Raw genomic sequence first — 20,518 nt, 5'->3', positions numbered from 1 at the left:
CGCTGTTTTTTAGCTCAGCTTTCATCCATTGTTTGTCTTTCCCTCTCTTCCCTATCGCCATAAAGGATTTTGGTTATATTTACTCTCCAAATCCCTAAACTATCACAACATGGAGAGTACAGTTGTTACAGTAGCCATTACCGTATTGATCATATGGATACTGTTTTCCTCTTTCGTTACCGTACAACAAGGTTCTATTGCGGTGACCACTATCTTCGGAAAATATAACCGGAGCCTTTACCCCGGGTTGAATTTCAAGATCCCTGTCATTGAAAAGATCTTCAAACGTATTTCCATCCAGAACCGTTCTGTAGAGCTGGAATTTCAGGCCATTACTGTAGACCAGGCCAACGTATATTTCAAGGCCATGCTGCTGTACGCCGTGTGGAACCAGGAAGAAGAGACCGTAAAGAATGTTGCCTTCAAGTTTATGGATGAGCGCAGCTTTATGCAGGCATTGATCCGCACCATTGAAGGTTCTATCCGCGGCTATGTAGCTACCAAGCGCCAGTCTGAAGTGCTGGGCCTGCGCCGCGAGATCACCGAGAACGTAAAAGAGCAGATAGATAAAACCCTGGAAGGCTGGGGCTATCACCTGCTGGATCTCCAGATGAACGATATTACCTTCGACGACGCCATCATGAAATCCATGGCGCAGGTAGTGGCTTCCAATAACCTGAAAGCCGCCGCTGAGAACGAAGGACAGGCCCTGCTGATCACCAAAACCAAAGCTGCTGAAGCAGATGGTAACGCCATCAAGATAGCTGCCGAAGCAGAACGTCAGGCAGCCCAATTACGTGGTCAGGGTGTTGCTCTCTTCCGTGAAGAAGTGGCCAAAGGTATGACCATGGCAGCTAAAGAAATGCAGCAGGCCAACCTCGATACTTCTGTGATCCTCTTCTCTATGTGGACAGAAGCCATCAAGCACTTCGCCGAAAATGGCAAAGGCAACGTGATCTTCCTCGACGGTTCTTCAGAAGGAATGGAGCATACCATGCAGCAGATGATGGGATTGCACAAACTGATGGAACCGCAGAAAAAATAATAAAGCATATTAAATAATAAAGCGGCCCCGGACTACTATCAGTCTGGGGCCGCTTGCATTCGTATTCCAGCCTTTCCTGGGTAAAACGCAACTTTTTTCCGTCTTAAGCGTCTTTATTAGGTGAACTGTTCTATTTAACTACCAGGCATTGTCATGAAAAGAGCACTCTACCTGTTCATGCTGCTGCTCATCTGTCGGTCTGCCTTCCCCCAAACGCAGCAGCTGGCTGCTATCATCGCTGAGGCAGATGTGCCGGGAATTCAGCTGGTGTATACAAAGGGCAATCGATCCCATATTTTCAATATGGGGGTGGAGAAAGAGGGTGCTCACCATAAGGTCAGCTCCGCTACTATTTTCGAAGCGGCTTCCCTGAGTAAAACGGTATTTGCTTATGCAGTACTCCGCCTGTACGATCGTGGCCTGATCAACCTGGATACGCCCCTGCTCTCTTACCTGGGAGGCGCTTACGAACGCTTTACCCAACCCGATCCCGGTTATGCCAGGATAACCGCAAGGATGGCCTTACGCCATACCAGCGGCCTGCCCAACTGGGGAAGCGACAGCGGGGTGGCCCTGCAGTTTACGCCCGACAGTTGCTTTTTGTATTCAGGAGAAGGATATTGGTTTCTGCAACGTGCAGTAGAGCAGATCATGGGCAAACCGCTTAACGATGTAATGCAGCAGGAGGTATTTATTCCGCTGGGAATGAAAAACAGCACTTATGTATGGAACAGGAACATGGATGCTGCTGCTGCTAAAGGACTGACCAGCGTCGACAAGAATAAGCACGGCGATGCCAATGCCGCATTCAGCCTGACCACCAACGCGCGTGATTTCAATATCTTCCTGCAGGCGCTACTGAACGGTAAAGGACTGAAGCCTGCCACGCATCGCATGATGATGGAGAAGGCCAGCACGGCCAACCGCTTTAATGAAAAAGAATTACCTGCAGATGCGTATATCGATTGGGGCCTGGGCATCGGCTTCCAGGAGAATGAAAAAGGAAATGCGATCTGGCATTGGGGCGATAACGACGACTATAAATGTTTTTATATGGCTTTTCCAGGTAGCCGCGAGAGCCTGGTATATTTTACCCATAGCCGCAACGGCCTTAATATGACGGCCGATATACTGCGTCTTTTCTTTGGCCCGCAAACCGCCTGGGTAACACAGTGGCTGAACTATGGCTATAAATATCCCCTGGTGATAAAAGACCTGCGTCGTACACTGTTGCGGCGCGGCTACGAAAACGCGATGACGGTAGTGAATGAGAAAAAGCAGCAGGACCCCGGCTACCAGTTAACAGAACATGACCTGAACGCCCTTGGTTACGCATTGCTGAGCAAGGGCAAAAAGAAAGAAGCGGTGGAGATCTTCAAGCTCAACATACAGTTGTTTCCCTTCAGCTGGAACAGCTACGGCAGTGAAAGCGAAGCCTGTGAAGCGGTGAGCGAGACCAACGCGAATGCAGCAGCGCATATGAAAAAATTAAAACAGCCGTAAAGGTATCAGTGGCGGAAGGCCTTCATAGTTTTCACGCGCCATCACCTGTTCATCATAAGGATCGGTTCTGTACAGTGATTTTACCGGCCAGTATTCCAATGCTTCAGACGGCATTTCGTAATCAAAGATCCGTTGCATGTCAAGATCGTTGAGTGCAGGGTTGAGCCATTCCTTCTCCAGCTCCTGTGGCAACATCAGCGGCATGCGGTGTGGGTTTTCGCCGGAGTTGTGAATGTTCCGCATCACTTCGTTGCCGCCGCGGATCAGGATGGCAAAGGTGCCCATCAGCTCACCGTCGGCATTAGGTATATGAGAGTAGTTGAAAAGACCTGGTAGCAGGAACACCTTTCGGTCTTTTAATTTGATATGATAAGGCACTTTCTTTTTCCAGCCCACATCCCTGAACTCATAGAAACCGGTAGCCGGTATCAGGCAGCGGTTTTGACGTATGCGGTGCCAGTAGGAGTTCTTGTCTCCCACCACGCGTTCGCTCCGGATATTCAGCATCCAGTTGCGATCCTTTTTCAGGTTTTCTGCTTTCATGTAGGGAGCAATAACGCCCCATTCAAATTTTTTCAGCTTTAGTTGTCCGCCTTCATTGGTGATCACCGGCCATTTCGGATAGGCTTGTCCAACCATGTGATAGGTAGCGCTGAAATCAATGTCCATAGGGGTATCGCCCAGGTCGGGCAACAGGGCATAGATCGATGCTATGTCAGAAGAGAAGGAAAGATGATAGCACATAGGGGATCAGGGATTACATTTTTTCAAGGTCATTAAGAGAGATCTGTCTTGTGTCTTTTCCATGCTGCAAATTAATAAGCAATTCACCAAATTGCAATGTGAGCTCAACGTCTATCTGGGAGTTCCTTCCCGGCTTCCAGCCGGTATAAAGGTTGATATATTTTTTGATGCGGGCTACCAGCTCGGCATCTGGTTGCCATTCGCGGTCCCGCAGGTAGTTAAGGTAAACATGATATCCCTGCGGTTGCGTAGCGGCGGTATAAAGCTTTTCTTTGTGCAGGGGATCTTCCATGTTATAGAGCAGTTTGCGGTGATCGTGTGCGATCGCCTGCAGATGTTCAGAAGCTGCTTCCATATCGCAGTAAGGAGTGAGGAGGAATGCTTCCTTTACCTTGGCGGTTTTTCCCCGTGGGTAAGATTGGCGAACATAATACAGGTGGCCCTGTAGCGTCAGTTCATCCAGCGCGTCTTTAATAAGTAATTTCAAGGGGTTGTGCATAGGTGCCAAAACCAATATTATTAGCAATTTACGCTAATTACTTTAGTTTGTTAATTTTATTTACAATTGAAAAAAGCTAATTACCTTACAGTAGATAATTATAGGAGTCAGGCCATATATCTGTCTAATCTGGAAACGTATTGATCGCCCGGTCATCCCCCATCCATCGTCAGAGAGCGTTTACCTAAGAAAACCAGTTGAGTATGGAAAAAATCTACTTCTTCAATGCATTTACCCGTTTACTTCGCCGCCGCAACAACCCAGGCAATGACTCGAGCCGTATGCGGCGTGGCGAGATCCTGAGATCCCTCACTTTCCGGGAGGCAACACCCGAAGACGTTCCCGCGTTAGCGGCATTGCACGTGGCGGTGTGGAACGAGGACAATCCCGGTGTAAGGCACAAGCCCAGCCTTGAAATGCGGGAATCCCAGTGGGAGGAAGCCTTCCGCGAGGCAAACAATGCCTGGTTCTGTTATGTCATTGAAAACAGGCAGAACGAGCTGGTAGGCTTTGCCCAGGGTGATCTTTATTCCGGCCAGATACCTGGCTTTGACGGACAGCTTGGCAAGTTCTGCCTCCTGCGTGCTTACCAGCATATGGGCCTGGAACGTAAGCTGCTGGGGTATGTGGCACGCCGTTTTTTAAGCCGTGGCGTCTTCTCCATGATCGTGTTTGCAGAAGCGGCCTCCCGCGAGCTGTACGAAGTGATAGGCGCAGAAAAGCTGCCTTCTGGCAAAGGTGAGTTCCGCTGGGCTTATGGCTGGAGCGACCTGGAAGCACTGGCAGCCGAGTGCCCGATAGGCTAGCATCGTTTTAATCCCCTTTACTTTATTACTTACAGGAATATCGCCCCCGTGTAACGACCATATCGTTACCGGGGGCGATCTATTTATTTCCCTATGGGTATCGCATCAGGGCTGAAGTTGCATTTGCCGAACCTTCGATACCTATTTCTTTCGAGTACCAATTATTTCCCAAGATATTCCCAGCATAAAAAGAAAGGTGATAATATGGGAATTGAAAGGGATTAATAAGGAAGTATCAAGGGAATATCTCCCGCCAAACATAAGACTGCTCTGCAATGCAGCCCGAATAAGTACCGGAAATTGCCTGCCAGTAAGGCGGAGGGCACTGGGAATTGTGATATTGTTATCTAGGCGATTTTGTTAAAAAGCTCAGGATGGCAGAGAAACAATGATCTTTCCTCCCTTTGCCCCGGTTTCCTGTTGCTGATGCGCTTTGGGTAATTCCTCAAAGGAATAGGCGCCCGCAATATGTGATTTCACTTTACCGGCTTTTAACAGGTCGGCCAGCTCGGCTTCGTCGGCGCCATTGGACACCACGCTTAAAAGATGCGTGTACAGGTCCTTTTCCTTCGCTTTTTCGGCCAGTTTTCCTTCAAAGGCAGTGAGCAGGGTGATCACGCGCCCGCCTCTTTTTACAGCCGTTAAAGAGCGTAATACATGCTCTTCTCCGTAAATGGGGTCGAGCACAATATCGGCATTTTGTACCTGCTCCTCAAACTTTTCGGTCTTATAATCAATAAATTCATCGGCGCCTAATCCCAGCACAAAATCTCTGTGAGCGGCCGATGCGGTGCCGATCACATAAGCGCCAAAGTGTTTGGCTATCTGCACGGCATAGTGCCCTACGCCGCCTGCAGCTGCATGGATCAGCACCTTATCGCCCTGCTTTATTTTTGCATAGGTTACCAGGGCCTGCCATGCGGTTAAGGCTGCCAGTGAGGCTGCCGCGGCTTCTTCGTATTGGATATTACCAGGCTTCAGGGCCAGGTGGGCGGCAGGGGCAGCCACGTATTCCGCATAGGCTTTACCCTGTCCGGGGAAGTTGACCATCCCGAATACGGCATCGCCTTTTTTGAAGGCTGTCACCCCGGCGCCCACTTCTTCCACATCGCCTGCAATATCCCAGCCCAGGATAAATGTGTCTTGTCCGGGTTGAGGTTTCAGAAAATGCTGCAGTCCAAATTCCTGTTGCCGTACAAAGGCGTCTACCGGGTTGATGGCAATGGCTTTTACTTTTACCAGCACTTCACCCGACTGGATAGCGGGTTTGTCTGTTGTTGTGTACTGGAAGTTTTCAATGCCTCCGTTCTTTTTCAATACGATCGCTTTCATATCTGTAGTAGTTTAAGTTCATTAGAAGAGCCTGCTGCGGCGCTTTACTATTGGTTGCATAAATTTGCAGAACAAAGGTACCGGGCATCATCCGGGTAAACCAGAACGGAGCGATTTGTAAGGACCTAACAAAAATGTAAGGATGGGTAAAATAAAGACAAGCTCGACCAATTACCAGAACAGGGAAACCCTGGATGCTACGTGTATGACTGCCTATGCGCTTAACCTCATTGGCACCCGCTGGAAACTCATTATCTTCTACTACCTGAGGCAGGGGCCACTGCGTTTTACTGAGCTGAAAAATAAGATCCCCAATATCACAGAACGGATGTTAAGCCTGAGCCTGCGCGAATTGGAAAAAGATTTGCTGATCAGCCGCACGGTATATCCCGAAGTACCGCCAAGGGTGGAATACGCGCTTACCAGTGCGGGCAAAGCGCTCAATCCTGTATGGGACCTGCTGGGCGACTGGGCCAGTAAACATAAGGAGATGATAGAAGAAGGCCAGCTGGTAATGAAGTGATCACTGTAGAAGATTATCAATCAACTCTCTTTGCCGTTAAATATTTTCCAATACGGACAGATTCCCCTTTAACACTCACTAATTTTGTTGCTTCCTTCATCCCGGAAGGGCGGCAGTGCCTATTTTCGTAACTTGCAGCCGACGGCTTTACTTAAAAGGAAGAAACTGATATGTCTTATACACCTCAACATAAAATACGGATCGTAACAGCAGCATCTTTATTTGACGGGCATGATGCCGCCATCAATATCATGCGGCGTATTATGCAGTCCAAAGGCGCCGAAGTGATCCACCTGGGCCACAACCGCTCTGCGGCAGAGATTGTAGATTGCGCTATACAGGAAGATGCCCAGGGCATTGCCGTTACCTCTTACCAGGGTGGTCACGTAGAATTCTTTAAATACATGTATGACCTGCTGCAGGAAAAAGGCTGCGGTCATATCAAAATATTCGGTGGTGGCGGCGGCACTATCCTGCCAACAGAAATAGAAGAGCTGCATGCCTATGGCATTACCCGCCTGTACTCTCCTGACGATGGCCGTCACATGGGGCTGGAAGGCATGATCGAAGATGTGATCAGACAATGCGATTTCCAGACAGTAGCCAAATTGAACGGTCAGCTGCAGGAATTAACACGTGCGCAATACAAGATCATTGCACAGGCCATTACCATTGCTGAAAATGATCTGCTGGAGAACTGGCAGCCGGTAGCGCCCAAACCAACGGCCGTACTGGGCATCACCGGTACCGGCGGCGCTGGTAAAAGCAGTGTGACAGATGAACTGGTACGCCGTTTCCTCAACAACTATGAGGATAAGACCATCGCCGTGATCTCTGTTGATCCTTCCAAGAAGAAGACCGGCGGCGCGCTCCTGGGCGATCGTATACGGATGAACGCCATTCATCATCCCCGCGCCTATATGCGTTCACTGGCCACCCGCGAAAGTGATAAGGCCATCAGTGAACATATCCAGGAAGCAGTGGATATCTGCAAACAGGCAGGCTTTGACCTGATCATACTCGAAACATCCGGCATCGGCCAAAGCGATACTGCTATCACTGACTATTGCGATGTTTCTCTCTATGTGATGACGCCAGAATACGGCGCCGCTTCCCAGCTGGAGAAGATCAACATGCTGGACTATGCAGACGTGATTGCCATCAACAAATTCGATAAAGCCGGTGCGCTTGATGCCCTGCACGATGTGCGCAAGCAATACAAACGCAATCACAACCTGTGGACGGCTAAAGATGAAGACCTGCCGGTGGTAGGCTCTATCGCATCCCAGTTCAATGATCACGGTATTAACCAGCTCTTTGAAAAGCTGGTGCATATCATCGAAGAGAAGAAAGACATTCACTTTGGCGCTCCGCTGAAACATGAGCGCCCTAACGATACCTCCACCAAATCGCAGATCATTCCACCCGCCAGGGTGCGCTATCTTTCAGAGATCACAGAAGCCATACATGACTATGGCCGCTGGGTGAATGAGCAATGTGCGCTTGCCACACAGCTGTACCAGGTAGAAGGCATACTGGCCATGAAAGACCTAAAAGCGGTGGATGAGCTGAATAATATCAAAACACATCTGCAGCAGCAGCTGCATCCCGACTGTTATAAGCTGATCACGGAGTGGCCTGCGCTGCAACAGAAATACAAAGCAGATAACTATGAATTCCAGGTAAGGGCAAAAGTGATCAAACTGCCTTTGTATGCAGAAAGCCTGTCTCATTCACGCATTCCTAAAATAAGTTTACCAGCATATAAAGACTGGGGTGACATTCTCCGCTGGCAGCTCACAGAGAACCTTCCTGGCGAATTCCCTTACGCAGCTGGTGTGTTCCCTTTGAAACGCGAAGGAGAAGATCCCACCCGTATGTTTGCAGGGGAGGGCGGTCCTGAAAGAACCAACAAGCGCTTTCACTACGTATCGCTGGATCAGCCGGCCAAGCGCCTCAGCACTGCTTTTGACAGCGTTACCCTGTACGGTGAAGATCCCGCTTACCGCCCGGATATCTACGGTAAAGTGGGTAATTCCGGTGTGAGCATCGCTACGGTAGATGATGCCAAGAAATTGTACAGCGGCTTTGATCTTTGTGATCCCAAGACCTCTGTGTCTATGACGATCAACGGTCCTGCGCCTATTATACTGGCCTTCTTTATGAATGCCGCTATCGATCAGCAATGCGAAAAATACATTGCTGAGCATGGGCTTACTGAACAGGTACAGGCACGCATTAAAGAGAAATTCAAAGATCATCCCCTGCCGCATTACAATGGCGATCTGCCCAACGGTAACAATGGTTTAGGCTTACAGCTTTTGGGCATCGCCGGTGATGAAGTGCTGGATAAAGATGTGTATGAAAAGATCAAGGCGCATGCTTTAAATACAGTAAGAGGTACCGTACAGGCAGACATCCTGAAAGAAGACCAGGCGCAGAACACCTGTATCTTCTCTACAGAATTTGCATTGAAACTGATGGGAGATGTACAGTCTTACTTTATTGATCACGCCGTACGCAATTTTTATTCAGTAAGTATCTCAGGTTATCATATCGCGGAAGCAGGCGCTAATCCTATTACGCAGCTGGCCTTTACACTGGCCAACGGCTTTACCTATGTGGAGTATTACCTGAGCCGTGGTATGCATATCGATGATTTTGCGCCCAACCTTTCTTTCTTCTTCAGCAACGGCATGGATCCTGAGTATGCTGTTATCGGCCGTGTTGCCCGCCGTATATGGGCCAAGGCGATCAAATACAAATACAAAGGGAACGATCGTTCACAAAAACTGAAGTATCATATACAGACTTCCGGACGTAGCCTGCACGCACAGGAGATAGACTTTAACGATATTCGCACCACACTCCAGGCATTGTATGCCATTTACGACAACTGTAACTCGCTCCACACAAATGCTTACGACGAAGCGATCACTACCCCCACAGAAGAAAGCGTGCGCCGCGCCATGGCCATTCAGCTGATCATCAACCAGGAACTGGGCACCGCTAAAAACGAAAACCCCATCCAGGGCTCTTTCTTCATTGAAGAATTGACTGACCTGGTGGAAGAAGCCGTGCTCATGGAGTTTGACCGTATTACAGAACGCGGCGGCGTACTGGGCGCGATGGAAAGAATGTACCAGCGCAATAAGATCCAGGAAGAAAGCTTATACTATGAATCATTGAAACATGCAGGACAGTATCCTATCGTTGGTGTAAATACTTTCCTGAACAAGAATGGTTCTCCCACTACTATTCCCGCAGAAGTGATCCGTTCTACTACAGCAGAAAAGGAATTCCAGATCAAATCTGTGGAAGCTTTCCAGAAAAGACATGCGCATAAGAGCAGTGAAGCATTGAAGCGATTGCAACAGGTAGCTGTGAAGAACGGTAACCTGTTTGCGGAGTTGATGGAGACGGTAAAGCATTGTTCACTGGGCCAGATCACGCATGCGTTGTATGAGGTAGGAGGGCAGTATAGGAGGAGTATGTAAAGGAAATAACCCCATTAATAAACAAGCAAAGAACATAATTAAATCCATTGTTCTCATGAGTAAAACGGTTAAAATATCCGATGTCACTGCCGATGAGGTGGTGATGAGTAAGATATTAGTTGTTAGAGGCAAGAAAGTTATGATAGATAGAGACCTCGCTGTATTGTATGGTGTAACAACTAAAAGACTGAACGAGCAGGTAAAGCGAAACCTGAAGCGTTTTCCAGAAGATTTTATGTTCCAGTTAGCATTGGATGAAAAGGATGAACTGGTCGCAAAATGCGACCGGTTCGGAAACCTCAAGCATTCCACCAGCTTACCCTATGCTTTCACTGAACATGGAGCCGTTATGTTAGCAAGCGTTCTAAACAGTGACAATGCAATAGCAGTAAATGTCCAGATAGTGAGGACTTTTACACGTATGCGAGAAATGTTGCTAACTAATAAAGACATTCTTCTAAAGTTGGAGCAAATGGAAAAGCAGGTAAACAACCATGATCAACAAATAACATTGATCTTCGAATATCTGAGGCAACTATTAGATCCTCCAATGGAACCAAGAATAAGTATCGGGTTTAAATTGCCTTAAAGCACGAAGCCAGGCATCACACCTGGCTTCGTACCGATCGGGGACACCCCGGTCCAATATCTGTAATGGATCTACGTAAAAAGATCTCTCACGGTTCCATCTTCAACCTTTTTATCACCATTTCCCCCACCAATCTTCCCTGCTCAATTCCATTCACCACAGCGGGTGTAAAATGGATCCCTCCATACAACCTGCTCTTAGCCGCTTCTGTGCTTGCCGCCAGGAAACTGGCAAAGCTCCTGGGTGGCAAACCGAACTCGATCTCCGTACTATCTTTGAACGCTAATGAATTACCATACAGCTGTGTAAGCACAGTGGCGCATGCAGTAGATGCTACGCTATGCCCGCTGGTATATTCAGGGAAGGGAGGTGTTTGCAGGTAAGGTTTCCATTCTTCATCCATGTACTTATTGATCACTGTTTCAGGGCGGATCAGGTTACTCCGGAACTTCTCATCCCAGCAAACAATAAAGGCGTCCATTAATGCGATCGCTACTTTGGCGTAGGTGCATACGGTCTTATTAAAATCTGCTTTTGCATTTTGAGCAGCGATGCCGCAGATATTGATCCAGTGGCCGCCGGGAGTGATCTTTTTAGTGGCGAATGAAACGTGGCCGGAGAGGTTTACCTTATAGGGATTACAATCCCAGAAATCGGCTATTTCCCGTTGTTCTGTTGTGAGGTTATTTCCTATGAGGTAGATTTCTTTCGCCATTTTATAAAAGCCGCTGCTGCTGTCTTTCATGTTAAAGGCTGGTGGACGGGGGGCCATGAATTCACTGGCGCTGTCCAGTACCATCAGCCGCATTTCATCCCAATGCGGTTCTATGGCGCTCATATAAGCGGGCGGGGTAGGGGCCCAGCGTCCTTCTTCATTGGTAACCGTGTATTTCACTGCAGAACGGGTCTGCGCATAATTATCATTCCTGGCCCAGGCCAGGATGGCTTTTGATACCTGTTGCCCGTAGGCTACGGATTGCTCGATCTTTTCGGCCGTCAGCCCTGATTGTTGTGCACTGAACTGGAGTGAATCGATTACCAGCTGCATATCATTTTCAGAAAAGATCAGTGCCTTTCCGGTACTGGCCATGGCAACCAGGGAAGCAAGCGGGAAGTCAATGGCCGCAGTATCTGTTGGAGGAGGCGTGGCAGTCAGACCGTGCACCTGACCTGCCAGTGAATGGTATCCTTTCCCTGAATGGGCGATCACCTCATAACCCGCGATGGTGGCGTAAGCATAGATACGGCTGGCTACGGGTGGAGAAAAGATGTCGTGCACGATCACATCTGTCAATTGCTTTACCGTCCTGGAATAGAGCAGGGGGTCATGTATGGTATTTGCGTTTTCTCCTGCCCGCTGACGGCAGGCGCTTATCAACAGCAGTCCTGCCAGAAGGTATAGACTATACTTTTTAAACATAACGTGTGCCTAGTTTTTCTTTCGAAACAACAACAAGTTATCATTATTACGGCTTACTACATAATATTGTTGCCCGTTAATGGTGCGCAACATTTTTATATCCCGTACCTGGCCCTCCGGCTGCCAGCCTGATTGTAAGGGGAGAAGAATCTGCCAGCCTTTTTGCCCGTCTCCCAGGATCACGTTACCTGCGCTGGCGTCGTAACGGCCTTCGTAAGGTTGTACGCCGTAGAAGTTGCCTCCGGTAATGAGATCCATGTTGCCGTCCATATTGACGTCGGCAGCGAACAAGGCCACCAGGGGTGACCACTGTGCTGCGGCAGGCAGGTAGGCAGGAGTGAACAGCCCCTTGCCGTCGTTCCATAATACCAGTGAACGCAATTCCCTGGCCTGCAGCTGTTGGGCGGTGTCGAGCGCTGTGCCGAAGATCTGTGCAACGGTTTGCCCTGCAAAACTATGATAGCTGGGATATTTTTTCCGGATCAGCGCGGGGAGCTGTTTTTCGAATTCCTCTTTACCCAGGAAGGTATAGTATCTGCCGCTATCTGCATAGGCGAGTACCTGGTCGGGCGCGCCGTTCTGGTCTATATCTGCAATATAAAGGCGCAGGGGCCATTGAGAGCTGGCTTTTAATTTGGAGTTGAGGCTCCAGTTGCCCAGTACAATATCTGGCGCGCCGTCTTTATTCAGGTCGCTTACCAGCATGCTTTGCCAGAGGCCCGGGAACCGCGTGAGGCCTGCTTTGGCGGTGATCTCCGTCAAATGACCTTTGACGTTGCGGAATATGCGGGGAGGCATCCATTCGCCAGTGAGTATGAGGTCGGGCCAGGTATCTCCGTCTATATCGGCCCAGGCAGCGGCGGTGATCATGCCCGCCTTCAACAGGGCAGGCGCCAGGCTGGCCGTGCTGTTGGAGAAATTTCCCCTGCCGTCGTTGATGAGCAGAAAAGAGGGCGGCGTAAGCCCATATGCCAGTGCATTGGCGCGGCTGCCGATGAACAGGTCCATATCTCCGTCTTTGTCCAGATCTGCGGCGCATACCGCTGATTTATTTTCATAGAGGGCTGGCAGGGTAGTGGATCTGTGAAAGTTCCCTGTTCCGTCATTGATATAAAGACGGTCTTTCAGTTTAGGCGATCGTCCGTAGAATTCGTTGCCGCCGCTCACTACGTAGAGATCCGGCGCACGGTCGCCGTTCAGGTCTGTTAAGAGGGCGTCTACATCTTCGCAGGCGGCATCTGCCTGGAACAGCGTTTCATCCACCGGGCTAAAGCTACCGTTTGCCTGCTGACGGTATAGCATTCCCGCCTGTCCCTGAGCTCCGCAGATATAGACGTCATCCAGTGCGTCGCCGTTGATGTCGCCCACAGCCATTTTGGGCCCGGCGGTAGACAGCTGATGGGGAATGAACAGCTGCCGGTTGAAATCGAAAAAGCGGTTCTCCCGGTGGCGAAAGTCCAGTCCAAGGCTGTCCTTGACGAGATCGAGGAATGGGCGCGGGGCAGGGAATGGAGAGGATGAAAGACCATCGGTGGCATGCTCCTCATCCAATACCAGGGTTTGTCCGCTCTTTACTTTTGTAAGGATCTGTGATCTGCCGGAGGGCCAGCTTACAATAACGCTATCGGCTGTATCATCCTTTCCCAGGCCGAACTGCAATCCCGGCGCTACGCTACTCTGGAAACCACGGGTAGTTTGATGAGTGGCGTACTGCAGGCGTCCTCCGCTTTTGATCCATACTTTCGCGCCGATGCCCTGCGTATTGGGCGGACGGCCTTTAAAGCGAAATTGCAGGTAGTGATGATGATTCAGCTCCGAGGCGCGATTACGGTACACGGCTGCGGGTTCGTTAATACGGTTCACTACCAGGTCAAGGTCGCCATCATTATCCAGGTCTGCATAGGCGGCGCCATTGGAGAAGGAGGGGGCTTGCAGGCCCCAGTCTGCAGAGCGGTCTTTAAACACCAGGCTATCTGTTCCCTGGAAGAGGTAGTTATGCCATTTGCCGGAAGGCATTTTTTCCAGGAGAGTTTTGTTCATGCTGGTGGAATTGCGCATCATACGCTGCACTTCATCGGTCACAACGTATTTGATATAATCAAGATCGTTGGGGCGGCGCAGGATGCCGGTGCTCACAAAAATATCTGTACGACCGTCGTTGTCGAAGTCGGCCATGAGGGGCGCCCAGCTCCAGTCTGTAGCGGCCACTCCACTGTACAGGGCAATGTCGCTGAAGCGGAAGCCTGCGCCTGTGTTCAGCTGCAGACAATTACGGGAGTACTGATCATGATAACCGAAGCTTTTCTTGTATTCGTAGGTATCGGAAGGATCATCGCCGCCGGAGCTTTTCAGTACTGCTTCATTGGTGGGCAGCATATCGAGTGTCATGATATCCAGCCAGCCGTCGTTGTTGATGTCTGCGATGTCGGAGCCCATGGAGAAGCGGCTTTCATGGCCAAAGGCGCTGCTATTTATTTCTGAAAAGGTTCCGTTATGATTGTTGTGGTAATAGTAATCGTTCTCATGAAAATCGTTGCTAATGTAGAGATCTTCCCAGCAGTCGTTATCGAGGTCTGCCACCGCGATACCCAGGCCGTAGCCTACGGCGCTGCTGTAAATACCGCTTTGTTGTGTTACGTCGGTGAAATATCCGCTGTCGTTGCGGAAGAGCTGATCTCCGCTTTCAGGGCTATGAACGCGGCGAACGGAGGTATCCAGGTAAGTACCGGTGCTGTGTACGGAATGTTTTAGCAGGTACATGTCCAGGTCTCCGTCGCGATCATAGTCAAAGAAAGCGGCCTGGGTACAAAAGCCTGTTTGTGCAAGGCCCCGTTGTGCGGCCTGTTCAGAAAATGTGTTGTTGTGATTATTGATATAGAGCTGGTTCACGGAGTGCAGGCCTTTATAGTCGCCAACGGTGCAAACGTAGATATCCAGCCAGCCATCGCCGTTCACATCTGCCATGGTTACACCGGTGGTCCATCCAGCATGGCCCACTATTCCGGCTTTGGTGCTGATGTCTTCAAAGCGGCAATTGCCTGTGTTCAGGTAGAGTCGGTTCCCTCCGAGGTTGGCGGTGAAACAGAGATCCGGGAGGCCGTCATTGTTAATGTCTCCGATGGCCACGCCGCCGCCGTTATAAAAGTAAAGGTAGTCCAGTATGCCCAGGGTATCTGTGTCTTCGATGTGATTTACAAAACTGATATGCGTGGTGGCAGGAGTTAAGGATTCAAATAAAGGCGGGGTAGAAGGGGAACAGGCTGCCAGTAACACCGGTATTAACAAAATTTCCAGCCACTGTTGAAGGGTGGGGCATGAATGTTTGCTGTTTTGAATGCACATCTTAGTGGTTTAACTGCGCCGCTACATAAGTTACTACTTTCCCCTGTACAAAAACATAGGGTACAGGGGAAAGTAAAGTAACAGGTTCGACGCAATTCGCGTAATAGACGCTAGTCTTCACGACGTGGAATTAGAAAATCAGCGGTATGTTGATTTTGGTTTGTCGTTTTGAATAATAAATACGATCGGGTAATCAGGCAACAATGAATGCTTGGAATGGCAGTATGAAATAAAACTGAATTAAATAAGATTTAAGCGATCAGTAGATAATGGTTATAGTTTAAATTGGCGTCCAATCAGCTCAAGCTCTGATGTGTAAACTCTACGCAATCTTAACTTAAATTTTTGTTAAAAAAAAGTTTTTTTTAAAAGTACCTTTTCCTTTTCATATCGTACTTCTCAAAATTAAATTTATACAATCGGGCAGGGCGGTGGGGCACGTCATCTTCTTCTTCATGCAGGTCAATCAGCAGGTCCATGGAGAGGAATTTTTTGCGGAAATTCCGTCGGTCCAGCTTCACATCCAATATCGCTTCATAGAGGTTTTGCAGTTCGCGGAGAGAGAACTTTTTAGGCAGCAGGTTAAAGCCTACCGGTTGTTCGATTACTTTATGCTTCAGCCGCTCGTAGCAGCATTGCAGGATCTCTCTGTGATCAAAGGCCAGGTCGTGCACTGTTTTTAAAGTGTGCCAGTGCAGTTCGTTGCCATGTCTTTTCAATACATTTTGTTCGATGTTCACCAGGGAGTAGTAGGCCACCGTGATGACTCTGCCTGCCGGGTGGCGGTGCACGCCGCCAAAGGTTTGTACCTGTTCCATGTAAACCTGGTCAAGGCCGGTGCGGGTTTTTAGTACGCGGTAGGCTGCCTGGTCCAGCTCTTCATCGGGGTGTACAATATCTCCCAGCAGGGACCATTTGTCCTGGTACTCATTCAGGTCAGATTTGATCAGCAGTACTTTCAGCTCGTCGTTATCAAAACCAAAGATCACACAGTCTACTGAAACAGCCATCTTAAAATAGTCCTCTATCTCCGTAAGATGCGCGTTGATGTTCTTTGTCTGCATAACAAATAAAACGTGGAATTATTCTAAAATATAAGCGTGCTCTTTTCTTGTATCAGCTTTCAGGGTATTCCGGTTACTTCATTAAAGAATGGCATTAAAAGTTAAACATTTTTCTGCAAAAACAACGCAGCAGCGGATATTTATTTTATACCCGCTGCCTGAAATACTTGTTCTCCTCCGCTATAGGTAGCCAGTACCCGCGTTTTCATCAGCTGCTGCAAAGGCACCTGTAAAAGGTCCTGGTCCAGTATTACCAGGTCTGCCAGCTTGCCTGGCTCCAGGCTGCCCCTGCTTTCTTCTTCCAGGCAGCCCTTGGCGGCCCAGATGGTCATGCCCTGCAGGGCTTCTTTACGCGTTAGCGCATTCTCCGGCTGGAAGCCGCCTGCGGGATATCCGCTGGTATCTGTACGTGCTACGGCGGCGAGGAATGTCTTTAAGGGATTGATGTCTTCCACGGGGAAGTCGGTACCCAGGGGCAGCCATCCGTTCTGTTTTAGCAGCTCCTGGTAGGGGTATGCATGTTTGATCCGTTCGGGCCCTAAACGGGCGCCTGCCCAATACATATCAGAGGTGGCATGCGTAGGCTGTACGGAAGGGATAATGCTGTATTGCCCGAACAGGTGCATGTCTGCAGGGTTCACCACTTGCGCATGTTCGATGCGCCAGCGGCGGTCGTTCTTACCTTTCAGTACGGAGGCGTATATACGGAGGATCTCCCGGTTGGTAGAATCACCAATGGCATGCGTGCAAAGCTGGAATTTAGTATTGATCAGCTGTGCGGCCCTGGCGGCAAAATAGCTGCTGTCGCGCAGGAGGAAGCCCTTCCATCCCGGCTTGTCTGTATAGTCCTCCAGGAGGCAGGCCCCGCGTGATCCCAGGGCGCCGTCTGCATAGCATTTAAAGCCGCCTACGTGCAGGCGGTCGGTACGATAAGGGCCTTTGGGCAGGTAGTAATCATAGTTCACCGCGCTGTCGCTCAGCAATACATAGATGCGCATTTTCAGCTGTTGCTGCTGTTGCAGGGAATCTATAAAAAGCACATCATCTTTCATCAGGCCGCAATCTGCCACCATGGTGAGCCCAACGGCAAAGCAGTTGGCGGCGCCGCTCTGCAGCGCTTTTTGCAGAAAGGCGGCAGATGGGTGCGGCACTTTTCCCTGTACCAGGCGTACAGCGTTATCGATCAGGATACCGGTAAGGCGACCGTTCTTTACTTCTATCACGCCGCCGGTAAGTGTTTGTCCGGCTTTTATACCCGCGGCATCCAAAGCGGCCTGGTTGGCAATGGCAGCGTGCCCGTCTACCCGGCCCAGTAATACGGGCGTATGGGGAACAGGCTGTCCAGCCTTGTTTTGTCCGGGAAGGTTTTATCGTCCCAGTCGTTCTGGTCCCAGCCGCGGCCGAGCAGCCAGTCGCTGGTTTGCGATGGACGGTTGGCGCTTACAAAGGCCTGGACACGTTGAATGACCTCGTCCCAGCTTTTGGTGCCTACGAGTTCTACCTGCTGCAGGCCGATGCTGTATCCCAGGAAATGGGTGTGGGCATCAATAAAGCCGGGGTAGATAAAATGACCGCCTGCATCCTGGATGTTTGATGCAGTATATTGATCCAGGATCTCGCGGTCAGTGCCCAGGGCGATGATCTTACCGTCTTTCACTGCCATGGCCTGCGCCTGGCTGAATTGTTCGTTGACGGTATAAATGACAGCGTGATGAATGATAAGGTCGGCTTGCCTGCGGGCGTTACAGCTCCAGCATAGGATAGCAAAAAGGCAGAAGGTCAGACGTTGCATAGAAAAGTTTAATGTTTGAAGTTTGAAGTTTGAGGTTCATTGGAAGTTGAAAGTTAAAAACCACTTATCCGCCGAACAATCAAGAGGCCCGCAGCCAGGAAAGATACTTTTATTGAACCTATAACTTCCAGCGAACCTCAAACCTCAAACCTCAAACTTCAAACTCCAAACTTGAAACGTATGACTTAAATTTACACACAGTTTTGAATAATATGTACACGAAGGAAATAGAAATCGATCTTTTCAAACTGGCCAAAGACCTGTTGGCCAGGCATGCCAAACAGCAGTTGCTGAACAACCCCGAAGAAACAATGGGCGCATTGCAGCGCGTGATCATCTATAATGACTGGCGTTATTATGTGCAAAGCGACCCTGTGCTGAGCGATTATGAATACGATCAGCTGTTTGCCTGGCTGAAACAGTTAGAAAAGGAGAATCCTCACCTGGTAAGCCCTGATTCGCCTACCCAGAAGGTGGCGCAGGGATTGGCGGCTGCTGCACCCGGGGCCACTAAGGCTACCAAAGGCGCTGCCAAAACATTTCCCAGCGTACCGCACCTGGTGCCCATGCTGAGCCTCGATAACTCCTATAATGCGGATGATTTGATAGACTGGGATCGTAAAGCGCGGGAGCTTTCGGGCCTTTCAGAGATCGAATATTGTATAGAACCTAAGTTTGACGGAGCCAGCATCTCCCTGCTGTATGAAGATGATAAGCTGGTGCGCGGCCTTACCCGCGGTGATGGGGTAGTAGGGGAAGATATTACGCAAAACGTAATGCAGATCAAATTCATCCCGGCTTCCGCTAAATTCAGCAAATACGGTATCCATACCATAGAGATCAGGGGCGAAGTGCTGATCAATAAAGACACTTTCAAAGCCTTCAATGACCAGCGTGCAGCTGAGAACCTGCCACCGCTGGCTAATCCGCGCAATGCCGCCTCCGGCTCCCTGCGCATCATCGATCCTAAAGAAGTGGCTAAAAGAGGCCTGGAAGCATTTCTCTATCACATGAGCTATCATGTAATGGAGAAGGGCACTACAGAGCCCAAAGAGATCACTACCCATAGCAATACGCTGGACCTGCTTTCTGCGCTGGGCTTCCGCAGCCCTTCCAAAGAGAAGCGGGTAGTAAAAGGCATACAGGCCGTGGTGGACTATTGCAATGCCTTTGAACAGGAACGTGATAACCTGCCCTATGAAATAGATGGTATGGTGATCAAGGTGAACGATTATGCGCTGCAGGATAAGCTGGGCATGACCACGCATCATCCCCGCTGGGCCATTGCCTACAAGTTCAAAGCAAGGCAGGCTACCAGCAAGCTGCGTAAGGTGGAGTTCCAGGTGGGGCGTACCGGTTCCATTACACCGGTGGCCAAGATAGATCCCGTGCCTATCGGCGGTGTTACAGTAGGTTCCGTTTCCCTGTTCAATGAAGATGTGGTGAGGGAAAAGGATCTGAAGATAGGCGATACCGTACTGGTAGAAAGGGCCGGAGATGTGATCCCCTATATCGTTAAATCTGTTGCTGATCTGCGTGACGGATCAGAAGAAGATATTGTATTTCCCAAACACTGCCCGGTATGCAACAGCAAGCTGGAAAAACCTGAAGGGGAAAGCGTGTGGCGTTGTCCCAATATCAATTGCGAGGCGCAGGTAATAGAGCGTATGATCCATTTCGTGAGCAAAGATGCCATGGACATCCGCAGCCTGGGCGAGAGCAATGTGCGCAAGTTCTATACACTGGGACTGATGAAAGACATTCCGGGTATTTATGAGCTGGACTTCGGCAGGCTGGAGCAACTGGAAGGCTTTGGTAAAAAATCGTTAACCAATTTGCAGGAAGCGATAGAGCATTCCAAAACGCAACCGTTGCACCGGCTGGTATTCGGCCTGGGTATCCGTTATGTAGGAGAGACCACTGCCAAAACCCTGGCCAATGCGGTGCATCACCTGCTTGACTATACGGAGTGGAACGAAGAACAACTGCTGTCACTGGAAGATATCGGGCCTAAGGTAGCGGGCTCTATCCGCCAGTTCTTTGCTAACAAGGATAATATCCAGGTGCTTAAAAAGCTGGAAGGGCTGGGCGTGAACCTGCAGAATACCAAATCGGCACAATCTGGTGGCGGTAGTCTTGACGGACAAACATTCCTGTTCACAGGTACGCTATCAAAGCTGAAGCGCAGCGAAGCGGAAGAGATGGTAGAGCAACAGGGCGGTAAAATCCTCAGTGGTGTAAGCAGCAAGCTGAATTACCTGGTAGTAGGAGAGGATGCAGGCAGCAAGCTGGAAAAGGCCAAGAAGATCAATACCATCAAGGTGCTGACGGAAGACGAATTTATTAAGATGATTCAATAGCA

13 protein-coding genes and 1 pseudogene are annotated in these 20,518 nt (G+C 49.6%); 7 read left to right on the top strand and 7 right to left on the bottom strand.

The window, feature by feature from the left end:
• Positions 1–109 precede the first annotated feature (109 nt).
• Together ACR9Y8_RS15925 and ACR9Y8_RS15920 are read left to right on the top strand one after the other, a co-directional pair.
• Entirely contained in the window at positions 110–1,045 is a 936-nt protein-coding gene (locus tag ACR9Y8_RS15925; protein ID WP_481214238.1) for an SPFH domain-containing protein, read from the top strand.
• A gap of 153 nt (positions 1,046–1,198) precedes the next feature.
• Positions 1,199–2,548 (top strand): serine hydrolase domain-containing protein, encoded by a 1,350-nt coding sequence (locus ACR9Y8_RS15920; protein ID WP_481214237.1) that lies wholly within the window; start codon positions 1,199–1,201, stop codon positions 2,546–2,548.
• Here the strand turns inward: ACR9Y8_RS15920 and ACR9Y8_RS15915 are convergent.
• Both ACR9Y8_RS15915 and ACR9Y8_RS15910 read right to left on the bottom strand, forming a co-directional pair.
• Positions 2,534–3,292, bottom strand: coding sequence for an SOS response-associated peptidase (locus ACR9Y8_RS15915; protein ID WP_481214236.1), 759 nt, complete (start codon positions 3,290–3,292; stop codon positions 2,534–2,536). The genes ACR9Y8_RS15920 and ACR9Y8_RS15915 overlap by 15 nt on opposite strands.
• Before the next feature lie 13 nt (positions 3,293–3,305).
• Positions 3,306–3,779, bottom strand: coding sequence for a hypothetical protein (locus tag ACR9Y8_RS15910; RefSeq protein WP_481214235.1), 474 nt, complete (start codon positions 3,777–3,779; stop codon positions 3,306–3,308).
• A gap of 215 nt (positions 3,780–3,994) precedes the next feature.
• Here ACR9Y8_RS15910 and ACR9Y8_RS15905 point away from each other — a divergent pair, with 215 nt between their 5' ends.
• Positions 3,995–4,597 (top strand): N-acetyltransferase family protein, encoded by a 603-nt coding sequence (locus ACR9Y8_RS15905; RefSeq protein WP_481214234.1) that lies wholly within the window; start codon positions 3,995–3,997, stop codon positions 4,595–4,597.
• Positions 4,598–4,966: 369 nt separating this feature from the next.
• On the opposite strand, the gene ACR9Y8_RS15900 is transcribed toward ACR9Y8_RS15905, so the two are convergent.
• Entirely contained in the window at positions 4,967–5,929 is a 963-nt protein-coding gene (locus ACR9Y8_RS15900; protein WP_481214233.1) for an NADP-dependent oxidoreductase, read from the bottom strand.
• Positions 5,930–6,071: 142 nt separating this feature from the next.
• Between ACR9Y8_RS15900 and ACR9Y8_RS15895 the strand changes: the two genes are divergently transcribed.
• The 3 genes from ACR9Y8_RS15895 (at position 6,072) to ACR9Y8_RS15885 (ending at position 10,538) form a co-directional block, all read left to right on the top strand.
• Positions 6,072–6,452 (top strand): winged helix-turn-helix transcriptional regulator, encoded by a 381-nt coding sequence (locus ACR9Y8_RS15895; RefSeq protein WP_481214232.1) that lies wholly within the window; start codon positions 6,072–6,074, stop codon positions 6,450–6,452.
• Positions 6,453–6,622: 170 nt separating this feature from the next.
• Entirely contained in the window at positions 6,623–9,949 is a 3,327-nt protein-coding gene (locus tag ACR9Y8_RS15890) for a methylmalonyl-CoA mutase family protein (protein WP_481214231.1), read from the top strand.
• A gap of 55 nt (positions 9,950–10,004) precedes the next feature.
• Complete coding sequence (locus ACR9Y8_RS15885) at positions 10,005–10,538, top strand: ORF6N domain-containing protein (protein ID WP_481214230.1); 534 nt, start codon at positions 10,005–10,007, stop codon at positions 10,536–10,538.
• Between the two features lie 88 nt (positions 10,539–10,626).
• Here the strand turns inward: ACR9Y8_RS15885 and ACR9Y8_RS15880 are convergent, their stop codons facing one another.
• The 4 genes and pseudogenes from ACR9Y8_RS15880 to ACR9Y8_RS15865 form a co-directional block, all read right to left on the bottom strand.
• Positions 10,627–11,958, bottom strand: a complete 1,332-nt coding sequence (locus ACR9Y8_RS15880; RefSeq protein WP_481214229.1) for a vanadium-dependent haloperoxidase — start codon at positions 11,956–11,958, stop codon at positions 10,627–10,629.
• 9 nt (positions 11,959–11,967) lie between these two features.
• Positions 11,968–15,300, bottom strand: a complete 3,333-nt coding sequence (locus ACR9Y8_RS15875) for a VCBS repeat-containing protein (protein ID WP_481214228.1) — start codon at positions 15,298–15,300, stop codon at positions 11,968–11,970.
• 365 nt (positions 15,301–15,665) lie between these two features.
• Positions 15,666–16,364, bottom strand: coding sequence for an NUDIX hydrolase (locus tag ACR9Y8_RS15870; RefSeq protein ID WP_481214227.1), 699 nt, complete (start codon positions 16,362–16,364; stop codon positions 15,666–15,668).
• Between the two features lie 140 nt (positions 16,365–16,504).
• Positions 16,505–18,027: pseudogene (locus ACR9Y8_RS15865) on the bottom strand (amidohydrolase).
• A 341-nt stretch (positions 18,028–18,368) separates the two neighbouring features.
• Here ACR9Y8_RS15865 and ligA point away from each other — a divergent pair.
• The gene (gene ligA / locus ACR9Y8_RS15860; protein ID WP_481214226.1) at positions 18,369–20,516 is read left to right on the top strand and encodes an NAD-dependent DNA ligase LigA; all 2,148 of its coding nucleotides are present in this window, start codon (positions 18,369–18,371) and stop codon (positions 20,514–20,516) included.
• Positions 20,517–20,518 lie beyond the last annotated feature (2 nt).

This window comes from Chitinophaga sp. SVR4-12A (assembly GCF_056754765.1).
Note: the sequence above shows the minus strand (reverse complement) of the source record. Positions and strands in the feature narration are given on the sequence as shown.

What these genes read in the sequence shown, in the direction of transcription:
- ACR9Y8_RS15925 (WP_481214238.1), top strand. Translation starts at nt 110, where the DNA reads ATGGAGAGTACAGTTGTTACAGTAGCCATTACCGTATTGATCATATGG.
- ACR9Y8_RS15920 (WP_481214237.1), top strand. Translation starts at nt 1,199, where the DNA reads ATGAAAAGAGCACTCTACCTGTTCATGCTGCTGCTCATCTGTCGGTCT.
- ACR9Y8_RS15915 (WP_481214236.1), bottom strand. Translation starts at nt 3,292, where the DNA reads ATGTGCTATCATCTTTCCTTCTCTTCTGACATAGCATCGATCTATGCC.
- ACR9Y8_RS15905 (WP_481214234.1), top strand. Translation starts at nt 3,995, where the DNA reads ATGGAAAAAATCTACTTCTTCAATGCATTTACCCGTTTACTTCGCCGC.
- ACR9Y8_RS15900 (WP_481214233.1), bottom strand. Translation starts at nt 5,929, where the DNA reads ATGAAAGCGATCGTATTGAAAAAGAACGGAGGCATTGAAAACTTCCAG.
- ACR9Y8_RS15895 (WP_481214232.1), top strand. Translation starts at nt 6,072, where the DNA reads ATGGGTAAAATAAAGACAAGCTCGACCAATTACCAGAACAGGGAAACC.
- ACR9Y8_RS15890 (WP_481214231.1), top strand. Translation starts at nt 6,623, where the DNA reads ATGTCTTATACACCTCAACATAAAATACGGATCGTAACAGCAGCATCT.
- ACR9Y8_RS15885 (WP_481214230.1), top strand. Translation starts at nt 10,005, where the DNA reads ATGAGTAAAACGGTTAAAATATCCGATGTCACTGCCGATGAGGTGGTG.
- ACR9Y8_RS15880 (WP_481214229.1), bottom strand. Translation starts at nt 11,958, where the DNA reads ATGTTTAAAAAGTATAGTCTATACCTTCTGGCAGGACTGCTGTTGATA.
- ACR9Y8_RS15875 (WP_481214228.1), bottom strand. Translation starts at nt 15,300, where the DNA reads ATGTGCATTCAAAACAGCAAACATTCATGCCCCACCCTTCAACAGTGG.
- ACR9Y8_RS15870 (WP_481214227.1), bottom strand. Translation starts at nt 16,364, where the DNA reads ATGCAGACAAAGAACATCAACGCGCATCTTACGGAGATAGAGGACTAT.
- ligA (WP_481214226.1), top strand. Translation starts at nt 18,369, where the DNA reads ATGTACACGAAGGAAATAGAAATCGATCTTTTCAAACTGGCCAAAGAC.